Genomic DNA, 18,017 nt, shown 5'->3' on the forward strand with positions numbered 1-18,017 from the left:
GAACGCGCCGGAGACAATATTGGCAAGTGCTTGATTTCCCGGCTACAATCCTCGGCTTTGCTGGCAAACCCGCGCGTCGATTCGCTGCTAATCCCAAGTGATGCAGTAATCCGGAACCTGCTGCTGAAACAAAAGCCGCGAACACCGAGCGCAATCTGAAGGAATTACATGACCACCATCCGCGTCAAGGAAAACGAGCCGTTCGACGTCGCTCTGCGTCGCTTCAAGCGCACCATCGAAAAGCTGGGCCTGCTGACCGAACTCCGCGCCCGTGAGTTCTACGAAAAGCCGACCGCCGAGCGCAAGCGCAAGAAGGCCGCCGCCGTCAAGCGCCACTACAAGCGCGTGCGCAGCATGCAGCTGCCCAAGAAGCTGTACTGATCGTCTCTGACGCGACCCGGAACCCGCCTCGGCGCCGTTCCGGCTGAATCCAGAAAACCCGCCACAGGACGCTGTCGCGGGTTTTTGTCCTTTTTGAACCGGACCTGCCCCATGAGCCTGAAAGATCGCATCACCGAAGACATGAAGGCCGCGATGCGCGCCAAGGAAGCCGACCGCCTGCTGACCATCCGTGGCCTGCTCGCCGCGGTGAAGCAAAAGGAAGTGGACGAGCGTATCACTGTGGACGACGCCGCTCTCGTGGGCATCGTCGACAAGCTCGTGAAGCAGCGCAAGGATTCCATCAGCCAATTCGCCGCCGCCGGCCGCGACGACCTGGTCGCCAAGGAAACCGCCGAGCTCGCCGTGCTGCAAACCTACCTGCCCGAGCGCCTGTCGGCCGAAGCCGTGGCGGAGAAGGTGGCAGCCCTCGTGGCCGAGCTGGGTGCCAGCGGCCCCGGCGACATGGGCAAGGTCATGGCCGCCGCCAAGGCCGCCCTCGGCAACAGCGCCGAGATGAGCGTCGTGTCCGCGGCCGTCAAGGCCGCTCTGGCCAAGTAAGGAGGCCCCATGAGCCTGCCGCTGCAACCCGTTGCGCCCGACATCTGCGTCGCGCCGCAGTTGACGCCTGAAGCCATGGCCGAAGCCGCCGCGATGGGCTTCAAGAGCGTGGTCAACAACCGGCCCGATTTCGAGCACGGTCCCGACCAGCCGACCTCCGCCGAAATCGAAGCTGCGGCCAAGGCCGCCGGCCTGGAATACCGCCACCTGCCGGTGGCCGGGGGCTACCAGTCGCCCGAGGAGATCGCCGCGTTCGCCGAGCTGCTCGCCGCCCTGCCCCGCCCGTTGCTGGCGTTCTGCCGCTCGGGCGCGCGCTCGACGCGGCTGTTCATGCTGGCCCAGCAGCTGGACTGAAGCCGCCAGCGCCAGCGGGCCTGCCTGGCGCCTTCAATGACCGAGGTAGGCGGCCTGCACGCGCGGGTCGCCCAGCAGCTCGGCACCACTGCCCTGCAGCACGATGCGCCCGTTCTCCAGCACGTAGGCCCGCTGCGCAAGCTTCAGCGCCTGCTTCACGTTCTGCTCGACCAGGAAGATGGTCAGCCCCTCCTGGGCATTGATGCGCTGCAGCGTGCGAAAAATGTCCTGCACGATGAGGGGCGCCAAGCCCATGGACGGTTCGTCCAGCAGCAGCAGCCTGGGTTTGGCCATCAGCGCACGGCCGATGGCCAGCATCTGCTGCTCGCCGCCCGACAGGCTGCCAGCCAGCTGCCCCGATCGCTCCGCCAGGCGCGGGAAGAGGCTGAAGACATGGTCGATGTCGCGCGCCCGCGCGGCAGCCCCGTCGCGGCGCGTGAAGGCGCCCAGTTCCAGGTTCTCACGAACCGTCAGCGTCGTCAGCGTCGCCCGCCCCTCGGCCACCTGCACCAGCCCGCGCCCCACGATGCGATGAGGCGCAGTGGACGAGATCTCTTCTCCGTCGAACCGCACCTCGCCCGCGGCCTTCTTCACCAGCCCCGACAAGGCCATCAGCGTCGTCGATTTGCCCGCGCCGTTCGCGCCCACCAAGGTGGTGATCTGCCCGGCCACCAGCTCGAAGTCGATGCCCCGCACGGCCTCCACATGGCCGTAGTTCACCACCAGGCCGCGCACGCTCAGCAGGCTCATGCGGGCATCTCCTCGTCATCACGCCCCAGGTAGGCCTCGATGACCTGCGGATCGGTTCGCACGGCGTCCGGGCCGCCCTGGGCGATGATGCGCCCGAAGTTCAGCACCGCGATCTGGTCGCACAGTCCCATCACGAAACGCATGTCGTGCTCGATCATGAAGATCGTGTAGCCACGCGCCTGGATGTTGCGGATCTCGGCCATCAGTTCGGTCTTCTCAGCGCCATTCATGCCCGCCACCGGTTCGTCCAGCAGCAGCAGGCGCGGCTCGGTTGCCAAGGCGCGAGCCAGCTCCAGCTTGCGCTGCTCGCCATAGCTGAGGTTGTCGGCGATGTCGTCGGCCTTGTGGTCGAGCTTCATCCACGACAGCAGCTCGCGCGCCCGGTCGCGCGCCGCACGCTCCGCCGCGCGGTACGATGGCAGGCGCAGCAGCCAGCCTGCCGGGCCATAGGGCAGCCGACCATGCATGCCCACGATGACGTTCTCCAGCAGCGTCATCTCCTTGAACACCCGGATGTTCTGGAAGGTGCGCGCAATGCCACCTGCCGTGATCTGATGCGGCGGACGGCCGACGAGGCTGGCACCGTTGAAGAGGATGTCACCCGAGCTGGGCGGCAGCAGGCCGGTCACGAGATTGACCACCGTCGTCTTGCCCGCACCGTTGGGCCCGATCAGCCCGAAGATGCCGCCCGTCGGCACCTCGAAGCTCACGTCTTGCAACACCTGCAAGCCGCCAAAGTGGCGGGACACCGATTGCAGCGTCAGCACCGTCACGCCCTCCTGCCGCCGAGCAGTGTGCGCAGCCGTGCCGGATCCCACAGGCCGCGCGGCAGGAAGAGCACGATGACCACGAGGATCAGGCCGTTCACCACGTTGCGGAAGTCCGCCAGGCCGCGCAGCAGCTCAGGCAGCAGGGTCAGGATGACCGCGCCTGAAATAGGCCCCATCAGGCCGTGGATGCCGCCGAGGATGGTCATGGTCAGAATCTCCACGCCGCGGTCGAAGCCGTATTCGTTCGGGCCGATGAAGAAGGTCAGGTGGGCATTCAGCGCCCCGGCCAGCCCGGCCAGCATGGCGCCCGCCACGAAGGCGAGCATCTTGTGCGCCTTCACGTCGATGCCCATCAGGCCGGCTGCGGTCTCGTCGAGCTTGATCGCCTCGAAGGCCCGCCCGACCTTGGAGCGGCGCATCAGCGCCAGCACGGCAACCGCGACCGCCAGGGCGAGCGCCACGTGCCACCATTGCGTCAGCGGCGGGATGCCGTTCAAGCCGAGCGCGCCGCCCGTCCAGCTCTCGGTGTTCAGCACGACGATTCGCACCACCTCGCCGAAGGCCAGCGTGGCCATCGCCAGATAGACCCCCGACAGCCGCAGGGTAGGCCCACCCATCAGCAGGGCGACCACGGCCGGCGCCGCCATGCCGCCCGCCAGCGCGAGCGGAAACGGTGCGCCCGCGTTCATGGTCAGCAGCGAGGCGGCATAGGCGCCAATCCCCATGAAGGCCGCATTGGCCATCGCCAGCATGCCGCAGGACAAGGTGAGGTAGATGGACAGGGCCAGCAGCGAGTTCGTGCCCAGCGTCAGCACGAGGTTGCTGTAGACGGCCCAGAAGCTGTCGAAGCTCTCCAGCATGGCGATCAGACCTTGCGCTCGTTGACGGTGCCGAAGAGCCCCTTCGGGCGCAGCAGCAGCACCGCGAACAGCAACCCGAAGGCCACGGCATCACGCATCGTGGAGCCGATGTAGGCCACCGACAGCACCTCGGCAAACCCAAGGAAGAGCCCCGCGAGCATCGCGCCACGGATGTCGCCCATGCCGCCCAGGATGATCACGGCGATGCCCTTGTGCAGGATGGGCTGGCCCATCAACGGGAACAGCGCGTTGGCGTACAGCCCGATCAGCACGCCCGCCACACCACCCAGCCCGGCGGCAACAAAGCTCGTCAGCATGAAAAGCCCACCGACGTTGATGCCCAGCAGCGCCGCCGCCTTGGGGCTCTCGGCAATGGCCCGCAGCGCGCGGCCAAGCTGGGTGCCACGCAAGACGAGCAGCAGCACCGCCATCAGGCCGAACGACAGCGCGATGATGCCCAGCTCCAGCAGGGTCACATGCAGCCCGGCCACGTTCAGCGTGTCCTGGGGCAGCACCTCGGCGGGAAAGCGCAGGTTCTCTGCCCCGAAGATGCCCTGGGCCAGGCTGTTGAGCGCGATGGCCAGCCCAATGGTGGCGATCATCGGGATCAGGTGCGGCGCGTTGCGCGCCCGCAGCGGCCGCAGCACCAGCACGTCGATGACCAGGCCCAGCAGGCCCGACACCGCAAATGCCACCGCGAGTGCACCCGCCAGCGGCAGGTGCAGCCGGGTCACGGCTTGCAGCGCGGCATACGCCCCCACCATGAAGACGGCGCCATGCGACAGGTTGACCACCCCCAGCACGCCAAAGACCAGCGTAAAGCCGAGCGCGAACAGCGCATAGACGCTGCCGAGCGAGAGAGCGTTGAAGAGCTGCTGTTCAAGCACGATGGAAGAAGCGTTCAAGGCCGCCCAGCCACGGACGGCGAGCGGCCGGTTCTGGCCGGCAGTTACTTCTCGATGGCGTAGCGGCCGTTCTTGGTCACGCTGACGATGGCGGTCTGCGCGGCGTCGTAGCCGGCCGGGTTGCCGGCCTTGTCGGTGGCACGGCGGAAGGCGAACGCACCGGTGGCGCCGGTCCACTTCACATCCGGCAGGGCATTGCGCAGCGCGGCACGGTCCTTGGCAAGGTCGCCGGTCAGCTTGATCTTCTTGAGCGCCTGCGCGGTGATGTACATCGCGTCGTACGCCTGGGCGGCGAACTGGTCTGGCGCGGACTTGTACTTCTGCGTGTAGGCCACGATGAAGGCGCCGTTCTCCTTGGTCTGGTTCTCGATGGACCACGGGCTGCCGATCCACAGGCCGTCGGACGCCCCCTTGGCCAGCTCGAACACCTTCACCGAGTTCATGCCGTTGCCACCGATGACCGGCACGTTGAGGCCGAGCTGGCGGGCCTGCACCATGATCGGCGCGCCTTCGGCAATCAACGCCGACAGCACCAGCGCATCCGGGTTGCTGGCCTTGATCTTGGTGAGCTGCGCCTTGAAATCGACGTCACCCTTGGCGAAGGTCTCGGTCGTGGTGACGGCGATCTTCTGCGCGTCAAGCGCCTTCTTGAAGTTGTCGTAGCCGCTCTTGGTGAAGACGTCGTCGTTGCCATAGAGCACGGCCACCTTCTTGATGCCGAGCTTCTTGGCCGCGGTGGACAGGGTCACCGGCAGCACGTCGGCTTCGGTCACCGAGTTGCGGAAGATATGGTCGCCGATGGACGTGATGCCGTCCGCCGTGTTGGAGGTGCCGAAGACCACGACCTTGGCCGCCTGCGCGATCGGGTCGGCCGCCTGGGCCGAATTGGACAGCGTGGGGCCGAAGATCATCAGCACCTTGTCCTGGAAGATGAGCTTCTTGAAGGCGTTGATCGCCTCCTCCTTCTTGCCCTGCTCGTCCTCCACCACCAATACCAGCTTGCTGCCGTTGATGCCGCCGGCCGCGTTGATCTCGTCGGCCGCCAGCTGGAAGCCGGCGCGGATGCTTTGGCCGTACTGGGCCGCACCACCCGACAGCGCCTCGGCCACGCCGAGCTTGACGTCAGCGGCCTGGGCCAGGGCGGCCCAGCCGAACAGGACCGCGGTAACCAAGGGCTTGAAGGTGCGAGGGATCATCGGCAGGTCTCCAGGTGTGGGTGTTGTCTCGGTCGCCAAGGCGCGGCGCCGGCCATGGGGCGCCGCCGATGATAGGGCGCCAGGCTTCAGTTGCCGGCGAGCTTCATGCCGCTGACCAGCACCGAGCCCACGGTCTTGGTGCCCATGGTGTACGCGTCGGCCCCGATGCCAACGATGTTGCGCAGCATGTCCTTCAGGTTGCCGGCAATGGTCACTTCATGAACCGGGTAGGCAATCTCGCCGTTCTCGACCCAGTAGCCGCTGGCGCCGCGGGAGTAGTCGCCCGTCACGTAGTTGACGCCCTGCCCCATCAGCTCGGTCACCAGCAGACCGCGGCCGAGTCGGCGGATCATGGTGGCCAGGTCGTCGCCCGGTGCCGTGGCTCGGCTGGTCATGCGCAGGTTGTGCGAGCCGCCGGCATGGCCCGTGGTCTTCATGCCGAGCTTGCGTGCCGAATAGCTGGACAGGAAATAGCCCTGCAGCACGCCGCCGTCCACCACCGTTCGGGCGCGGGTGAGCACGCCCTCGTCGTCGAAGGGCGAGCTGCCCTTGCCCTTGGGCACGTGCGGGTCTTCGGTGATGTCGATGTGCGGCGCCATCACGGGCTGGCCCAGGCTGTCGAGCAGGAACGTCGTGCGCCGATACAGCGCGCCGCCGCTGACCGCCTGCACGAGCGCTCCCAGCAGGCCAATGGCCACGGTGCTCTCGAACAGCACGGGCACCTCGGCGGTGGCGGCCTTGCGTGCCTTCAGGCGCGACAGGGCGCGCTCGGCGGCGTAGCGGCCCACCGCCTCGGGCGACGCCAGCTCGGCCGCATCACGCATGGAGCTGTACCAGGCGTCGCGCTGCATGTCGTCGCCACGGCCGGCAATCGGCGCGACCGACAGTGAATGACGCGAGCTGGCATAGCCGCCGCGAAAGCCGCGCGTGTTGCCCATCCAGAAATGCGACTGCTGGGCCGACACCGCCGCGCCTTCACTGTTGGTGATGCGCTTGTCGACCGACAGGGCCGCGGCCTCGCAGCGCAGTGCGATGTCGGCGGCTTGCGCGGCGTCCACCGCCCACGGGTGGAAGAGATCGAGGTCGGGCCGCTGGGATGCGTCCAGCGCCAGATCAGCCTCGTCGGGCAGGCCGGCGAAATCGTCCTCGGCGGTGAAGCGGGCGATGTCGTAGGCCGCGCGCACGGTGTCGCGGATGGCCTGCGGCGAGAAGTCAGAGGTGCTGGCGTTGCCGCGGCGCTTGCCGAGGTAGACCGAGATGCCGAGCGACTTGTCACGGTTGCGCTCGACGTTCTCCAGCTTGCCGAGCCGCGCCGAGACCGACAGGCCGCAGCCTTCGGACACTTCGGCGCCGGCATCGCTGGCGCCCAGCTTCTTCGCCTCGGTCAAGGCGTCTTCGATCCACTGCTGGAACTGCTCGGGGCTGTAGGCAAAACCGTCTTGTGCTTGAGGCATGAACGAAGCGCCGGGCACGGCCGGCGCATGACGAAATCGAGTGGGCGACAATGATAGGCCCGCGCCCAAAGCCATTCCCGATGCAAGAAGACATCCCCGAACTCGAAGACGACGACGGTTTCGACCGCCCCAGCAAGTCGCAGATGAAGCGCGACATGACCGCGCTGCAAAAGCTCGGCGAAGAACTGCTCGCCCTACCCGAGAGCCGCTGGGAGCCGCTGGCGCTGCCCGAGATCCTGTCCGACGCGCTGAAGGCGGCCAAGAAGATCACCAACTTCGAGGGCCGCCGCCGCCAGATGCAGTACATCGGCAAGCTCATGCGCAAGATCGACCCCGAGCCGGTGCGAGAGGCCGTGGCGGCTTTCAAGCTGGGCCATGCCCAGGACAGCCTGCGGCTGCACCAGTCCGAGCGCTGGCGCGAACAGCTGCTGGCCAGCGACGACGCGCTGCAGGATTTCCTGGCGGCACACGTCGACGTGGACATCCAGCAGCTGCGCAGCCTCGTGCGCGCGGCCCGCAAGGACGCCGCCAATGTGCCTGAGAAGCGCAGCGGCCGCGCCTTCCGCGAACTGTTCCAGTTCATCAAGGCGGCTGAGGTGGCCACCGATGAGTGACCCGGTTCGCATCGGCATCGTCTCCATCAGCGACCGCGCGTCCACCGGCGTCTACGAAGATAAGGGCTTGCCAGCGCTCAAGGACTGGCTCACCGCCGCGCTGCGCAATCCGATCGAGTTCGTGCCTCGCCTGATCCCGGACGATCAGGCCGGCATCTCCGCCACGCTGGTTGAACTCGTCGACACCGAGCGCTGTCACCTCGTGCTGACCACCGGCGGCACGGGCCCGGCACCGCGCGACGTGACGCCCGAGGCCACCCTCGCCGTCGCAGACCGCGTGATGCCAGGCTTCGGCGAGCAGATGCGCCAGATCTCGCTGCACTTCGTACCCACCGCCATCCTGTCGCGCCAGGTGGCTGTCATCCGCGGCCAGGCCCTGATCATCAACCTGCCTGGCCAACCCAAGGCCATCGCCGAGACGCTGACCGGGCATGAGAAAGCCAGCGGGATCTTCGCGGCCGTGCCTTACTGCATCGACCTGATCGGTGGGCCCTACCTCGAAACGCGGGACGAGGTCTGCAAAACCTTCCGGCCCAAGAGCGCGCTGCGCCCTCAGTAGGCCCCGGCACCGCTGCGGCTGGCAAGGTCACCCGCTCAGGGCTGACCGACGATCTCGCTGGGCGGTGCCGTGGCGCTGAGCACCGCGGCCACTTCATCCAGCGACCGGCTGCTGCCCAAGCCGAAGCCGCCGATCACGCGGCGCCCCAGCGCGCCGCGCCCCTGGGCGGGATACACGCCGACCCAGGCGTCCCGGCCGGCATGCTTGGCGGCATACAGCCCCAAGTCCGCGAGGTTGACCACTTGTTGCCAGCCTCGGCCCTGGGGGCGTTCCGGCTCGAAGGGCATGCAGGCGAACCCGACCGAGCAGGTCACGACGATCTGGCTGCCGTCCGGCAGTTCAAAAGGGGTCGACGCCACGATCGCCCGCATGCGCTCCGCCAGCTCCTCGGCCCGGTGCCGGTCGGTGTCGCGAGCTACCGCGAGGAACTCCTCGCCGCCCCAGCGCACCAGGTAGTCCGATTCGCGCAGCACCGAGCGCAGCCGGGCGCCGAACTGCACCAGCACCGCGTCGCCCGCCGCATGGCCGTAGCGATCGTTGATGCGCTTGAACACGTCGATGTCCAGCAGCAGGAAGACGTTGTCGGTGTCCAGCGGTTGGCCACCAGCCGCCAGCGTCTCCTGCGAGCGGCGGGCGCTGGCCGCCAGATCCTGCTCGATGTGGTCGCTCAGGAAGCGTCGGTTGTGCAGGCCGGTCAGCGGGTCCGTGACGCTGCTCATCGCCAGCTGTTCGGACTTCTCTTCCAGCGCCTGGTGCAGGGCTCGCAGCTCGGCCGTGCGCTCGCGCACCTTGTGCTCCAGTTCCAGCTGGCGCTGGCGAAGCCAGCGCGTCCGCAGCGCGACGGCCCCCAGCAGCAACAGCGCCAGCGCGAGCACCAGCCCCGCGCGGAACCACCAGGTCTGGTGCCAGGCCGGCAGCACCTGCACGGCCAGCGCCAGTTCGCGCTCGCCCCACTGGCCGTCGCGGTTGGAGGCGCGCAGCCGCAGGGTGTAGCGGCCCGGCGCGAGGTTGGTGTAGGCGGCCAGCCGGCGGCTCACATCCGCTGCCATCCAGTCGGCGTCAAAGCCTTCGAGCCGGTAGGCATAGCGATTGCGCTCGGGCGCGGAGAAGTCGCTGGACGCGAATTCCACGGCCAGGCTGTTGCCGTCCGCCGGCACCTGCACCACCGCATCTCGCCCGGGCACCACGGGCACCGGGCGGCCGCCCACCTGCACGTCGGCGAGCAACACCTGCGGGGCGAACTGCCAGGGCTGGAGCCTTTCGGGCAACACCACGGTCATGCCGCCGGCGCCGCCGAAGAGGAGTTCGCCCCGGTCCGTGCGGGCAGCTGAACCGGTCCAGTAGGTCGGGAACACCACGCCTTCGGCCCGTCGCAATGCACGGGCAGTGAGTCGCTCGGGGTCAATGCGCGCCAGGCCATCGTCCGTGCTGGCCCAGATGTGGCCGCGCAGGTCCTGCAGCAGCGCGTTGACGCTGGCGTCCGGCAGGCCCTGGGCCAGGCTGAGGCGCCGCACTGGTTCGGGGTGGCCGGCGGCCGGCAGCACGTCGATGCCGCCGCCGAAGGTGCCGACCCAGAGTCGCCCGGCCGTGTCTGGCATGACCGCGGTCACGAAGCCGGCCGACAGGCCGCCCGGGTCTGACGGCGCCGCGGGGATCTGCCGCACCGCACTCGTCACCGGATCGACCCGGTTGAGCCCATTGCGCGTGCCCACCCACAGCTCGCCAGCCGCGCCGCGGGCCAGCACCATGATGCGCTGGTCGGTCAGCCCGGGCTCGGCCAGCTTCACCGGCGTGCTGCGTCCACTGGCCAGGTCCAGCCGCCACAGGCCGTCGAACTGGCCGCCGACCCAGAGCGTGTCGCCGTCGGCCAGCAAGGCCCAGGTGGAGGCGGCCGGATCGCGCGCGCCCAGCCGGACACGCGCCACCTGGCGACCGTCTGCCGACGCGCGGTACAAGCCGCGCTTGGTGCCGATGTAGACGCTGCCGTCCTTTGCAAGGCTCATGGCCAGCACGATGTCCGGCGGCAGCGCGGTCTCCGGCCGGCTGCCGTCAGGCCGGAGACCGGCGACACGGGCGCCCGTCGCGTCCAGGATGTCGATGCCGCTCTTGTGCGTGGCCAGCCACAGCCGACCGTCGGGCATGGGCAGGATCCAGCTGATTTCAGTGCTGATGAGGCGCGAATCAAGCGCCGCGCTCACGTCGGTGGTGGCGCCCAGCCGTGTGAGCACCCCGGCCTGGCGCGGGTCGTAGCGGCTCAGGCCGCGGTTGGAGGCCACCCAGACCAGCCCGGCGCGGTCGCGGTACAGGGTGCGCAAGGCGTTGTCCGCCAGGCTGACGGGCCAGGCGGGCACGTGACGGATACGGCGCGTCTCCAGACGCGTGGCGTCCACGGCAACCGCCCCCTGGCCCAGCGTGGCCACCCACATCTCGCCGGGCTGCACCTCCAGCAGACTCGTGATCTGGGTGTTCTGAAGCAGATCGTCCTTGTCGGCGGCGCCGGTCTCGCGCACAGCCACGACCGGCCCGTCGCCTTGCTGCCCCAGCACGAAGACGCCCTCGTGCAAGGTGCCGGCCCAGATCCTGCCGGCGCTGTCCTGCGCCAACGCCTGCGGTTGCAGCACACGGCCGATCGCCAGAGGCACCGGCTCCAGCGGTCCCTCAGCCGTGCGGCGCCGGAACAGGCCCGCCTGGCTGCCCAGCCAGAGCTGGCCTCGGCGGTCGCGCAGCACGGCCCAGACCCGCGTGCCCGCAGCCTCGGCCCAGCCCCCCGCCGCGCTCGCGCGCTGCACGCGACCGGTCGCCGGGTCGAGATGATCGAGCCCGCCATCGGTGACGACCCAGAGCCCGCCGGCGCCGTCGTCCAGGATCTGGCGCACGCTGACGTGGCTCAACCCGTCGGGACCACCCACGGGGATGGGCACGAACCGGTCCGTCGCCGGGTCATGCCGCAGCAGGCCGGCGGCGCTCGTCCCGATCCACAGCCGGCCGGCAGCATCGCCGTGGAGCGACTGCACATAGTTGTCCGGCAGCGCCCCGGGCCGTGTCGCGTCAGCCTTGTAGACACGGAAGCGGTAGCCGTCCCAGCGTGCCAAGCCGCCGAGCGAGCCCACCCACAGAAAACCTTGGCCGTCCTCGGCGACCGACGTGGCGATGGCGCTTGGCAGCCCCTGTTCCTGCCCGACATGCTGGAAGGTGATGTCCGCCAGCACCGACCACCGCCGGTCCGCGGGCACCGCCTGGGCGGTCGCGGCGAGCATGGCGAGCGCCAGCCCCGGCAAGCGGCGCCGGCAAAGGCAGAACCACAGGGCAGCGACACGCAGGAGCAAGGCGGGCAGTCTCGGGTGGGAGGGCGCTTGGCCCGGGCCTCCGATTCTGATGCAGCCGAAGGGGTCCGGCGCACCGGGCCGTCAGCGTCTCTGGCGGCACTGCTTCGCCGCAGCGAAACCCTGGCGTCGCGGCGGGCGCCTGACGCGCCCGCCAAGGCCTGGCCTAGCGCGAACCGGCCGCAGGCGCGACCTTTTGCATCTGCCGCGCGATGCCGCGCAGGATGTGGACCTCCTCGTGGGTCAGCCCCGCGCGATTGAAGAGCTGGTTCAGGCGCGGCATCAGCTTCTTGGGGGCGGCCGGGTCGAGGTAGCCGATGTCGATCAACGCGGCCTGCAGATGCTCGAGCAAGCCTTGCACCGCGCGCGCGTCGGCCGCATCGGGCGCCGCAGCGCGCGGCTGCACGGTGAAGCCGCCGATGGCCTGACGCAGGTCGTAGGCCAGCAGCTGCACCGCCTGCGCGAGGTTGAGCGAGCCGTAGTCGGGATGCGTCGGGATGCTGAGCACGGCATGGCATCGGTACACGTCCTCATTGCTCATGCCATAGCGCTCGGAGCCGAACACCAGCGCGAGCCGCGGCGCCGCCTCACGCGCGGCGAGATCGGCAAAGAGTGATCGCGGCTCGTGGGTGGGCGGGCCGAAATCGCGCGGCGTCATGGCGGTGGCGCAGGCGAAGTCGACGCCCTCCAGCGCGGCCGTCAGCGTCGGCACCACTTGGGCACGGGCCAGGATGTCGGCCGCGCCACTGGCCATGGCGATGGCTTCCTCATGGCAGAGCACATCGGCAAAGCGCGGCGCCACCAGCACGAGATCGCTGAAGCCCATCACCTTCATCGCGCGGGCCGTCGCGCCGACGTTGCCGGCGTGGCTGGTGTTGATGAGGATGAAGCGTGTGGATTGCACGGGTTTGTACGGAGGCTGCGGCTAGAATCGCGCGATTATCCGGGGCGTGTCTGAGCGCCTCGACGCTCTTTCCTCCTGTCAGCCCCTTCTTCCCAGCGAGTGCCTGCATGCAGCAAACGTCTCTTCATCCCATGCTCAACGTCGCCATCAAGGCGGCACGTGCAGCCGGCGCCCTCATCAACCGCGCCTCGCTGGACCTCGAAGCGCTTCGCATCAACACCAAGAGCCCGAACGACTTCGTGACCGAGGTCGACCACGCCGCAGAAGGGGTGATCATCGAGACGCTGCTGGGCGCCTACCCGGACCACGGCATCCTCGCCGAAGAGTCGGGCCGCACCCACGGCGCCAAGCATTCCGAGTACGTCTGGATCATCGATCCGCTGGACGGCACCACCAACTTCATCCACGGCCTGCCGGTGTACTGCGTGTCCATCGCGCTGGCCCACCGCGGCGTCGTGCAGCAGGCCGTCGTCTTCGACCCGACGCGCAACGACCTCTTCTACGCCACCAAGGGCCGCGGCGCCTTCCTGAACGACCGCCGCCTGCGTGTGTCCAAGCGCACCCGCATGAGCGACGCCCTGATCGGCACCGGCTTCCCCTTCCGCCGCGGCGACAACTTCAAGCGCTACGTGAAGATGTTCGAGGAAGTCATGCAGCACTGCGCCGGCCTGCGCCGCCCGGGCGCCGCCGCGCTGGACCTCTGCTACGTCGCCGCCGGCTACTACGACGCCTTCTTCGAGACCGGCCTGCAACCCTGGGACGTGGCCGCCGGCTCCCTGATCGTGACCGAGGCGGGTGGCCTGGTGGGCAACTTCACCGGCGAGGCCGACTTCCTGCACCAGCGTGAAGTGGTGGCCGGCACGCCCCGCATCTACGCGCCGCTGGTGGCCATGCTGTCGCCCTACACCCGCGTGATCAAGGAAGAAGACGTCGCCGCCGCACCGACTCCGGCCGCGCAAGCCGCAGCGCCGGCACCCGCGGCCCCCAAGAAGCGCGCCCCGGTTCGGATCAAGAAGGACGAAGCGGGCGAAGCCCCGGTCTGACGCGGCAGCCCATCACGGCCCGCGGCTGGCCGATCGTCTGAACAAGCCCTCCTCGCGAGGGCTTTTCTGCGTCTGGGCCGTGACGGATTTCGCGTACGACACGCCTACGGGCAAACCCGCGCTTTTGTTCGTGAAGTGTGCACGGCCCACCCCCTTACCCATGGGGGGAGGCCCGGCCAGAATCCGAGCTGCAACGCGATCACAAGTCGCCGCTTCAACCTCGTCAACAAGCCCGAAAGATCCAGATGTTTGTCCGCTCCGCTGTCGCTCTCGCCCTCATCGCCGCTGCTTCCCTGGCTCACGCCGATGCCAAGGTCCTGAAGAAGGTCGCCCCCGAGTACCCCAGCGAGGCCGTCAAGAAGAACATCGCCTCCGGCAGCGTCCGCGCCAAGATCGCCATCGCCGGCGACGGCAAGGTCTCGAACGTGGAAGTCGTGGAAGCCGAGCCGAAGCGCGTCTTCGACCGCGCCGCCGTCGACGCCCTGAGCCAGTGGAAGTTCGAAGGCACCGGCGCCCCGCAGACGCACGAAGTCAAGCTGGTCTTCAAGTCGGAAGACTGAGACCCAGCCTCACGGCTCCTGAATCAAGCACCGAAGGCCCGCGAAAGCGGGCCTTTCGTTTTGGGCCTCACTCGTCAGTGGCTACCACGCTCGCCAGACCGGTCGGGCGCACGATGAACTGGTAGGACGCCACCGCGTCGCCTTCCCGACCTGGTGGCGCATAGAGGGACACGAGCACCGCATCCCCTTCGCGCCAGCCGACACCGGAGCGGCCGACGAAGGCCAGCCACCAGCGCCCCTGCACCCACAACGGCACCGCGCGAGGGTCCGCGTTGGAGAACTGGGTGAGCATCGCGTCGAGCCGGCGCTCGTCGGCCCCGAACAGCGCAAAGATCGGGTTCAGCATCGAATCGCCCGACGCGCCTGTCGCCAGTCGGCCCAGGGCAGCTGTCGCCGCGGCATCCGGGCGACGCCCTTCATTGAGGGCCACGGCGTCCAGCGGCTGCCGCCGCGCACGCGAGGCCTCATAGGCCTTGGCCAGCCGCTGGGCGCTGCTGGCAGCCTGATCGCAGACCGGGCTGCCAGGGCGGCAGAAGCGCTGCCCGGCCGTCATCGCCGTCTCACGTTTGATCTCCAGGCTGCAGCGCCCGCCCCAGCCCCGACCGGTCCAGGTCGCGATGCGGTAGCGGAGGTCTGGGCTGTCCATGCTGGGCGCACCGCCGACGACGAAAGCCGGCTGGCCCAGCACCTGGGCCAGCCTGGCCGACTGCGTGACGCACAGCTCCATATCCCTGAGTGCGACGGGCAGCGGCACTGACCGCGCCGCCTTGCCAGGCGAGGCTTCCACGAGCACCAGCGTCTGACAGTTCGCCGTACCGCCGTAGGCGCTCAACAGATACAGGGGCGCGCCTGGCAACTGCTGCACGTCCAGCGGCTGCTCCGACATCGCCCCGACCGCATCGCGCCAGCGGGCCTCCCGGCTCAATGCTTCAGCGACAGGCGACGTCGCCGGCGGGGCCACTGGGCGAATCCAGCCCGACTGTGGGTCCGCCTGCGCCCACACGCTGGCGGACGCTTTGCGCATGTCCTCTGCCAGTCGGGTACACACCGACGGCGCCGCCAGAACCTGGGGAACCCAGACCATCGAAACCAGCAAAGCGCACGCACCCCTGAAACGCTTCATCGACGACTCCCTGCATTCGGCACGCCAGTCAGGCGCCGCCGCTTAAACTGCCGCCCATTTTGAAGCCCTCCGCCGAGGGCTTTTGCATTCCCGAAGCCCCCATGACCCAGCCCGCTGACTTCAGCGCCCATACGCCGATGATGGCCCAGTACCTGGGCCTGAAAGCCGACTTCCCGGACACGCTGCTGCTGTACCGGATGGGCGACTTCTACGAAGTCTTCTACGACGACGCCCGCAAGGCCCACGCCCTGCTCGACATCACCATCACGACCCGGGGCCAGAGCGCGGGCCAGCCGGTGGTGATGGCTGGTGTGCCGGTGCATGCGCTGGAGAGCTATCTCGCCAAGCTCATCAAGCTGGGCGAGGCGGTCGCGATTGCCGAGCAGGTGGGTGAGGTCGGCGCGGGCAAGGGGCCGGTGGAACGCAAGGTGGTACGCGTCGTCACCCCCGGCACGATCACCGACACCGAGCTGCTGGCCGACAAGCAGGACGCGGTGCTGCTGAGCGTCAGCGTGCAGGGCAAGCGCCACGGGCTGGCCTGGTTGTCGCTGACGCAGGGCGAAATCGGTCTCGCGGAATGCAATGAGGCCGAACTGCCCAGCTGGCTCGCGCGGCTGATGCCCGCTGAAATTCTGGTCAACCGCGAGCAACAGCCGGCCGCGGTGATGCGAGCGCGCTTCCCGGTCACCAACCGGCCGGCCTGGCAATTCGACGCCACGCTGGGCCAGCGCAAGCTGTGCGAGCAGCTGGGCGTGGCCAACCTGCAGGGCTTCAATGCCCAGGAGCTGGTGCTGGCCCATGCCGCCGGCAGTGCGCTGCTTGCGTTCGCCGAGCACACCCAAGGCCGTGCGCTGGCGCATGTGCGGACGCTGCGGGTGCAGCGGGCCAGCGACCTGCTGGACCTGCCGCCGGCCACCCAGCGCAACCTGGAGCTGACCCAGACCCTACGCGGCGAAACCAGCCCCACCCTCTTCTCGCTGCTGGACAGCTGCAAGACCGGCATGGGCAGCCGCATGCTGCGCCACTGGCTGCTGCACCCCAAGCGCGACCGGGCCGAGGCTGTAAGCCGGCATGACGCGATTGGCGCACTTCAGGCCGAGGGCTTCGAGCGGCTGCGCGAAGCGCTGAAGTCAGTCAGTGACGTCGAGCGCATCGCCGCCCGCATCGCCCTGCGCCAGGTGCGCCCCCGCGAGCTCACCGGCCTGCGCGCCACGCTGCAGGCGCTGCCCGCGCTGCGCGACGCCACGCCGGCAGCCCTGCGCGACGCGGCACTGAACCCGCCCGACGACATCCTGGAGCTGCTGTCCCGTGCCATCGCGGCCGAGCCGGGACTGCTGCCCCGCGACGGCGGCGTGATCGCCGACGGCTTCGACGCCGAGCTGGACGAGTTGCGCGGCATCCAGCAGAACTGCGACGGTTTCCTGCTCGACCTCGAAACCCGCGAGCGCGCACGCACAGGCATTGCCAACCTGCGGGTGCAGTTCAACCGGGTGCATGGCTTCTACATCGAGGTCACGCAGGGCCAGGTGGACAAGGTGCCGATGGACTACCAGCGCCGCCAGACGCTGAAGAACGCCGAGCGCTACATCACGCCCGAGCTCAAGGCCTTCGAAGACAAGGCCCTGTCCGCCCAGGAGCGGGCGCTGGCGCGCGAGAAGCTGCTGTACGAACAGATCGTCGACGCCCTCATCACCCGGCTGGACCCGCTCACCGCGCTGGGTCGCACGCTGGCCGGGCTGGATGCGCTGGCTGCCCTGGCCGAGCGCGCCGCCACGCTGAACTGGTGCCGGCCCGAGTTTGTGCCCCATCCCTGCCTGGAGATCGAGGCCGGCCGGCACCCCGTAGTGCAAGCCCGCCTGGCCGAAACCGGGGGCGCAGAGTTCATGCCGAACGACTGCAAGCTCGACGCCCGCACCCGCATGCTCGTCATCACCGGCCCGAACATGGGCGGCAAGAGCACCTTCATGCGGCAGGTGGCGCTGATCGCGCTGCTGGCCGCCATCGGCAGCTATGTGCCGGCCACCGCCTGCCGCCTGGGCCCCATGGACGCCATCCACACCCGCATCGGCGCGGCCGACGACCTGGCCAATGCACAGTCCACGTTCATGCTGGAGATGACCGAGGGCGCGGCCATCCTGCACTCGGCGACCGAACAGTCCCTGGTGTTGATGGACGAGATCGGGCGCGGCACGTCCACTTTCGACGGCCTGGCCCTGGCCTCGGCCATCGCGAGCCACCTGCACGACAAGACGCGCGCTTTCACGCTCTTCGCCACGCACTACTTTGAGCTGACCGAGTTCCCGGCCAAGCATTCGATGGCGCAGAACTGGCACGTGTCGGCGGTGGAGAGCGGCGAGGACATCGTGTTCCTGCACGAGTTGCAGCCCGGCCCGGCCAGCCGCAGCTACGGCGTGCAGGTGGCCAAGCTCGCTGGCATGCCCGCGAGCCTCGTGCGCCAGGCGCGCGCCACGCTGGAGGCCCTGGAGGCTCGCTCGAACGCGGCGGACGACCAGTTCGACCTCTTTGCCGCGCCGCCAGCCCCGCCACCGCTGCCGGAGCCGAGCGAGCTGCTGCAGGCGCTGGACAAGGTCGACCCCGACGCGCTGTCACCGCGCGAAGCACTGGAGGCGCTGTACAAGCTCAAGGCCCTGGCCAAGGGCTGA

The 18,017-nt window shown here is 68.8% G+C and carries 17 protein-coding genes; 8 read left to right on the forward strand and 9 right to left on the reverse strand.

The features are described from left to right. Positions 1-168: 168 nt before the first annotated feature. The 3 genes from rpsU (at position 169) to CDO81_RS01530 (ending at position 1,293) form a co-directional block, all read left to right on the forward strand. The gene (gene rpsU, locus CDO81_RS01520) at positions 169-381 is read left to right on the forward strand and encodes a 30S ribosomal protein S21 (RefSeq protein WP_012346814.1); all 213 of its coding nucleotides are present in this window, start codon (positions 169-171) and stop codon (positions 379-381) included. A gap of 111 nt (positions 382-492) precedes the next feature. Further along, positions 493-939, forward strand: a complete 447-nt coding sequence (locus tag CDO81_RS01525; protein ID WP_088481396.1) for a GatB/YqeY domain-containing protein — start codon at positions 493-495, stop codon at positions 937-939. A 9-nt stretch (positions 940-948) separates the two neighbouring features. Further along, positions 949-1,293, forward strand: a complete 345-nt coding sequence (locus CDO81_RS01530; protein WP_088481397.1) for a TIGR01244 family sulfur transferase — start codon at positions 949-951, stop codon at positions 1,291-1,293. 33 nt (positions 1,294-1,326) lie between these two features. On the opposite strand, the gene CDO81_RS01535 is transcribed toward CDO81_RS01530, so the two are convergent. The 6 genes from CDO81_RS01535 to pmbA form a co-directional block, all read right to left on the reverse strand. Then, positions 1,327-2,043 carry an ABC transporter ATP-binding protein gene (locus CDO81_RS01535; RefSeq protein WP_088481398.1) on the reverse strand — a complete coding sequence of 239 codons (717 nt, stop codon included), beginning with the start codon at positions 2,041-2,043 and terminating at the stop codon, positions 1,327-1,329. Next, on the reverse strand, positions 2,040-2,810 hold the full coding sequence (locus CDO81_RS01540; RefSeq protein WP_088482397.1) for an ABC transporter ATP-binding protein: 771 nt from the start codon (positions 2,808-2,810) through the stop codon (positions 2,040-2,042). Before CDO81_RS01540 ends, CDO81_RS01535 begins: the two co-directional genes overlap by 4 nt. Positions 2,811-2,812: 2 nt before the next feature. Next, positions 2,813-3,670, reverse strand: coding sequence for a branched-chain amino acid ABC transporter permease (locus CDO81_RS01545; RefSeq protein WP_088482398.1), 858 nt, complete (start codon positions 3,668-3,670; stop codon positions 2,813-2,815). A gap of 8 nt (positions 3,671-3,678) precedes the next feature. Beyond that, positions 3,679-4,560, reverse strand: coding sequence for a branched-chain amino acid ABC transporter permease (locus CDO81_RS01550; RefSeq protein ID WP_088482399.1), 882 nt, complete (start codon positions 4,558-4,560; stop codon positions 3,679-3,681). A gap of 62 nt (positions 4,561-4,622) precedes the next feature. Continuing rightward, positions 4,623-5,774 (reverse strand): ABC transporter substrate-binding protein, encoded by a 1,152-nt coding sequence (locus CDO81_RS01555; RefSeq protein ID WP_088481399.1) that lies wholly within the window; start codon positions 5,772-5,774, stop codon positions 4,623-4,625. 86 nt (positions 5,775-5,860) lie between these two features. Continuing rightward, the gene (gene pmbA, locus CDO81_RS01560; protein ID WP_088481400.1) at positions 5,861-7,228 is read right to left on the reverse strand and encodes a metalloprotease PmbA; all 1,368 of its coding nucleotides are present in this window, start codon (positions 7,226-7,228) and stop codon (positions 5,861-5,863) included. Between the two features lie 80 nt (positions 7,229-7,308). Between pmbA and yjgA the strand changes: the two genes are divergently transcribed. Together yjgA and mog are read left to right on the forward strand one after the other, a co-directional pair. Then, positions 7,309-7,842 (forward strand): ribosome biogenesis factor YjgA, encoded by a 534-nt coding sequence (yjgA, locus tag CDO81_RS01565; protein WP_088481401.1) that lies wholly within the window; start codon positions 7,309-7,311, stop codon positions 7,840-7,842. Further along, the gene (gene mog, locus CDO81_RS01570; protein WP_088481402.1) at positions 7,835-8,401 is read left to right on the forward strand and encodes a molybdopterin adenylyltransferase; all 567 of its coding nucleotides are present in this window, start codon (positions 7,835-7,837) and stop codon (positions 8,399-8,401) included. Before yjgA ends, mog begins: the two co-directional genes overlap by 8 nt. Positions 8,402-8,436: 35 nt before the next feature. On the opposite strand, the gene CDO81_RS01575 is transcribed toward mog, so the two are convergent. Next, a complete protein-coding gene (locus tag CDO81_RS01575) occupies positions 8,437-11,658 on the reverse strand; it encodes a ligand-binding sensor domain-containing protein (RefSeq protein WP_144397106.1) in 3,222 nt (1,073 codons plus the stop codon). A 232-nt stretch (positions 11,659-11,890) separates the two neighbouring features. Next, a complete protein-coding gene (locus tag CDO81_RS01580; protein WP_088481404.1) occupies positions 11,891-12,628 on the reverse strand; it encodes an RNA methyltransferase in 738 nt (245 codons plus the stop codon). Positions 12,629-12,735: 107 nt separating this feature from the next. Here CDO81_RS01580 and CDO81_RS01585 point away from each other — a divergent pair, with 107 nt between their 5' ends. Both CDO81_RS01585 and CDO81_RS01590 read left to right on the forward strand, forming a co-directional pair. Next, the gene (locus CDO81_RS01585; RefSeq protein ID WP_088481405.1) at positions 12,736-13,671 is read left to right on the forward strand and encodes an inositol monophosphatase family protein; all 936 of its coding nucleotides are present in this window, start codon (positions 12,736-12,738) and stop codon (positions 13,669-13,671) included. A 245-nt stretch (positions 13,672-13,916) separates the two neighbouring features. Beyond that, positions 13,917-14,231, forward strand: coding sequence for an energy transducer TonB (locus CDO81_RS01590; protein WP_088481406.1), 315 nt, complete (start codon positions 13,917-13,919; stop codon positions 14,229-14,231). A gap of 67 nt (positions 14,232-14,298) precedes the next feature. Here the strand turns inward: CDO81_RS01590 and CDO81_RS01595 are convergent, their stop codons facing one another. Further along, positions 14,299-15,255 carry a hypothetical protein gene (locus tag CDO81_RS01595; protein WP_144397107.1) on the reverse strand — a complete coding sequence of 319 codons (957 nt, stop codon included), beginning with the start codon at positions 15,253-15,255 and terminating at the stop codon, positions 14,299-14,301. 200 nt (positions 15,256-15,455) lie between these two features. Here CDO81_RS01595 and mutS point away from each other — a divergent pair, with 200 nt between their 5' ends. Then, positions 15,456-18,017 carry a DNA mismatch repair protein MutS gene (gene mutS / locus CDO81_RS01600; RefSeq protein ID WP_241516808.1) on the forward strand — a complete coding sequence of 854 codons (2,562 nt, stop codon included), beginning with the start codon at positions 15,456-15,458 and terminating at the stop codon, positions 18,015-18,017.

It is taken from the genome of Roseateles puraquae (genome assembly GCF_002205845.1).
GTDB classification, from domain to species: Bacteria; Pseudomonadota; Gammaproteobacteria; order Burkholderiales; family Burkholderiaceae_C; genus Pelomonas; species Pelomonas puraquae.

Excerpts from the sequence above, each read along its gene's own strand:
- CDO81_RS01555 (WP_088481399.1), bottom strand. The coding sequence starts at position 5,774 with ATGATCCCTCGCACCTTCAAGCCCTTGGTTACCGCGGTCCTGTTCGGC.
- CDO81_RS01535 (WP_088481398.1), bottom strand. The coding sequence starts at position 2,043 with ATGAGCCTGCTGAGCGTGCGCGGCCTGGTGGTGAACTACGGCCATGTG.
- mog (WP_088481402.1), top strand. The coding sequence starts at position 7,835 with ATGAGTGACCCGGTTCGCATCGGCATCGTCTCCATCAGCGACCGCGCG.
- CDO81_RS01595 (WP_144397107.1), bottom strand. The coding sequence starts at position 15,255 with ATGCGCAAAGCGTCCGCCAGCGTGTGGGCGCAGGCGGACCCACAGTCG.
- CDO81_RS01525 (WP_088481396.1), top strand. The coding sequence starts at position 493 with ATGAGCCTGAAAGATCGCATCACCGAAGACATGAAGGCCGCGATGCGC.
- yjgA (WP_088481401.1), top strand. The coding sequence starts at position 7,309 with ATGCAAGAAGACATCCCCGAACTCGAAGACGACGACGGTTTCGACCGC.
- CDO81_RS01575 (WP_144397106.1), bottom strand. The coding sequence starts at position 11,658 with ATGCTCGCCGCGACCGCCCAGGCGGTGCCCGCGGACCGGCGGTGGTCG.
- pmbA (WP_088481400.1), bottom strand. The coding sequence starts at position 7,228 with ATGCCTCAAGCACAAGACGGTTTTGCCTACAGCCCCGAGCAGTTCCAG.
- CDO81_RS01530 (WP_088481397.1), top strand. The coding sequence starts at position 949 with ATGAGCCTGCCGCTGCAACCCGTTGCGCCCGACATCTGCGTCGCGCCG.
- CDO81_RS01590 (WP_088481406.1), top strand. The coding sequence starts at position 13,917 with ATGTTTGTCCGCTCCGCTGTCGCTCTCGCCCTCATCGCCGCTGCTTCC.
- CDO81_RS01585 (WP_088481405.1), top strand. The coding sequence starts at position 12,736 with ATGCAGCAAACGTCTCTTCATCCCATGCTCAACGTCGCCATCAAGGCG.
- rpsU (WP_012346814.1), top strand. The coding sequence starts at position 169 with ATGACCACCATCCGCGTCAAGGAAAACGAGCCGTTCGACGTCGCTCTG.
- mutS (WP_241516808.1), top strand. The coding sequence starts at position 15,456 with ATGACCCAGCCCGCTGACTTCAGCGCCCATACGCCGATGATGGCCCAG.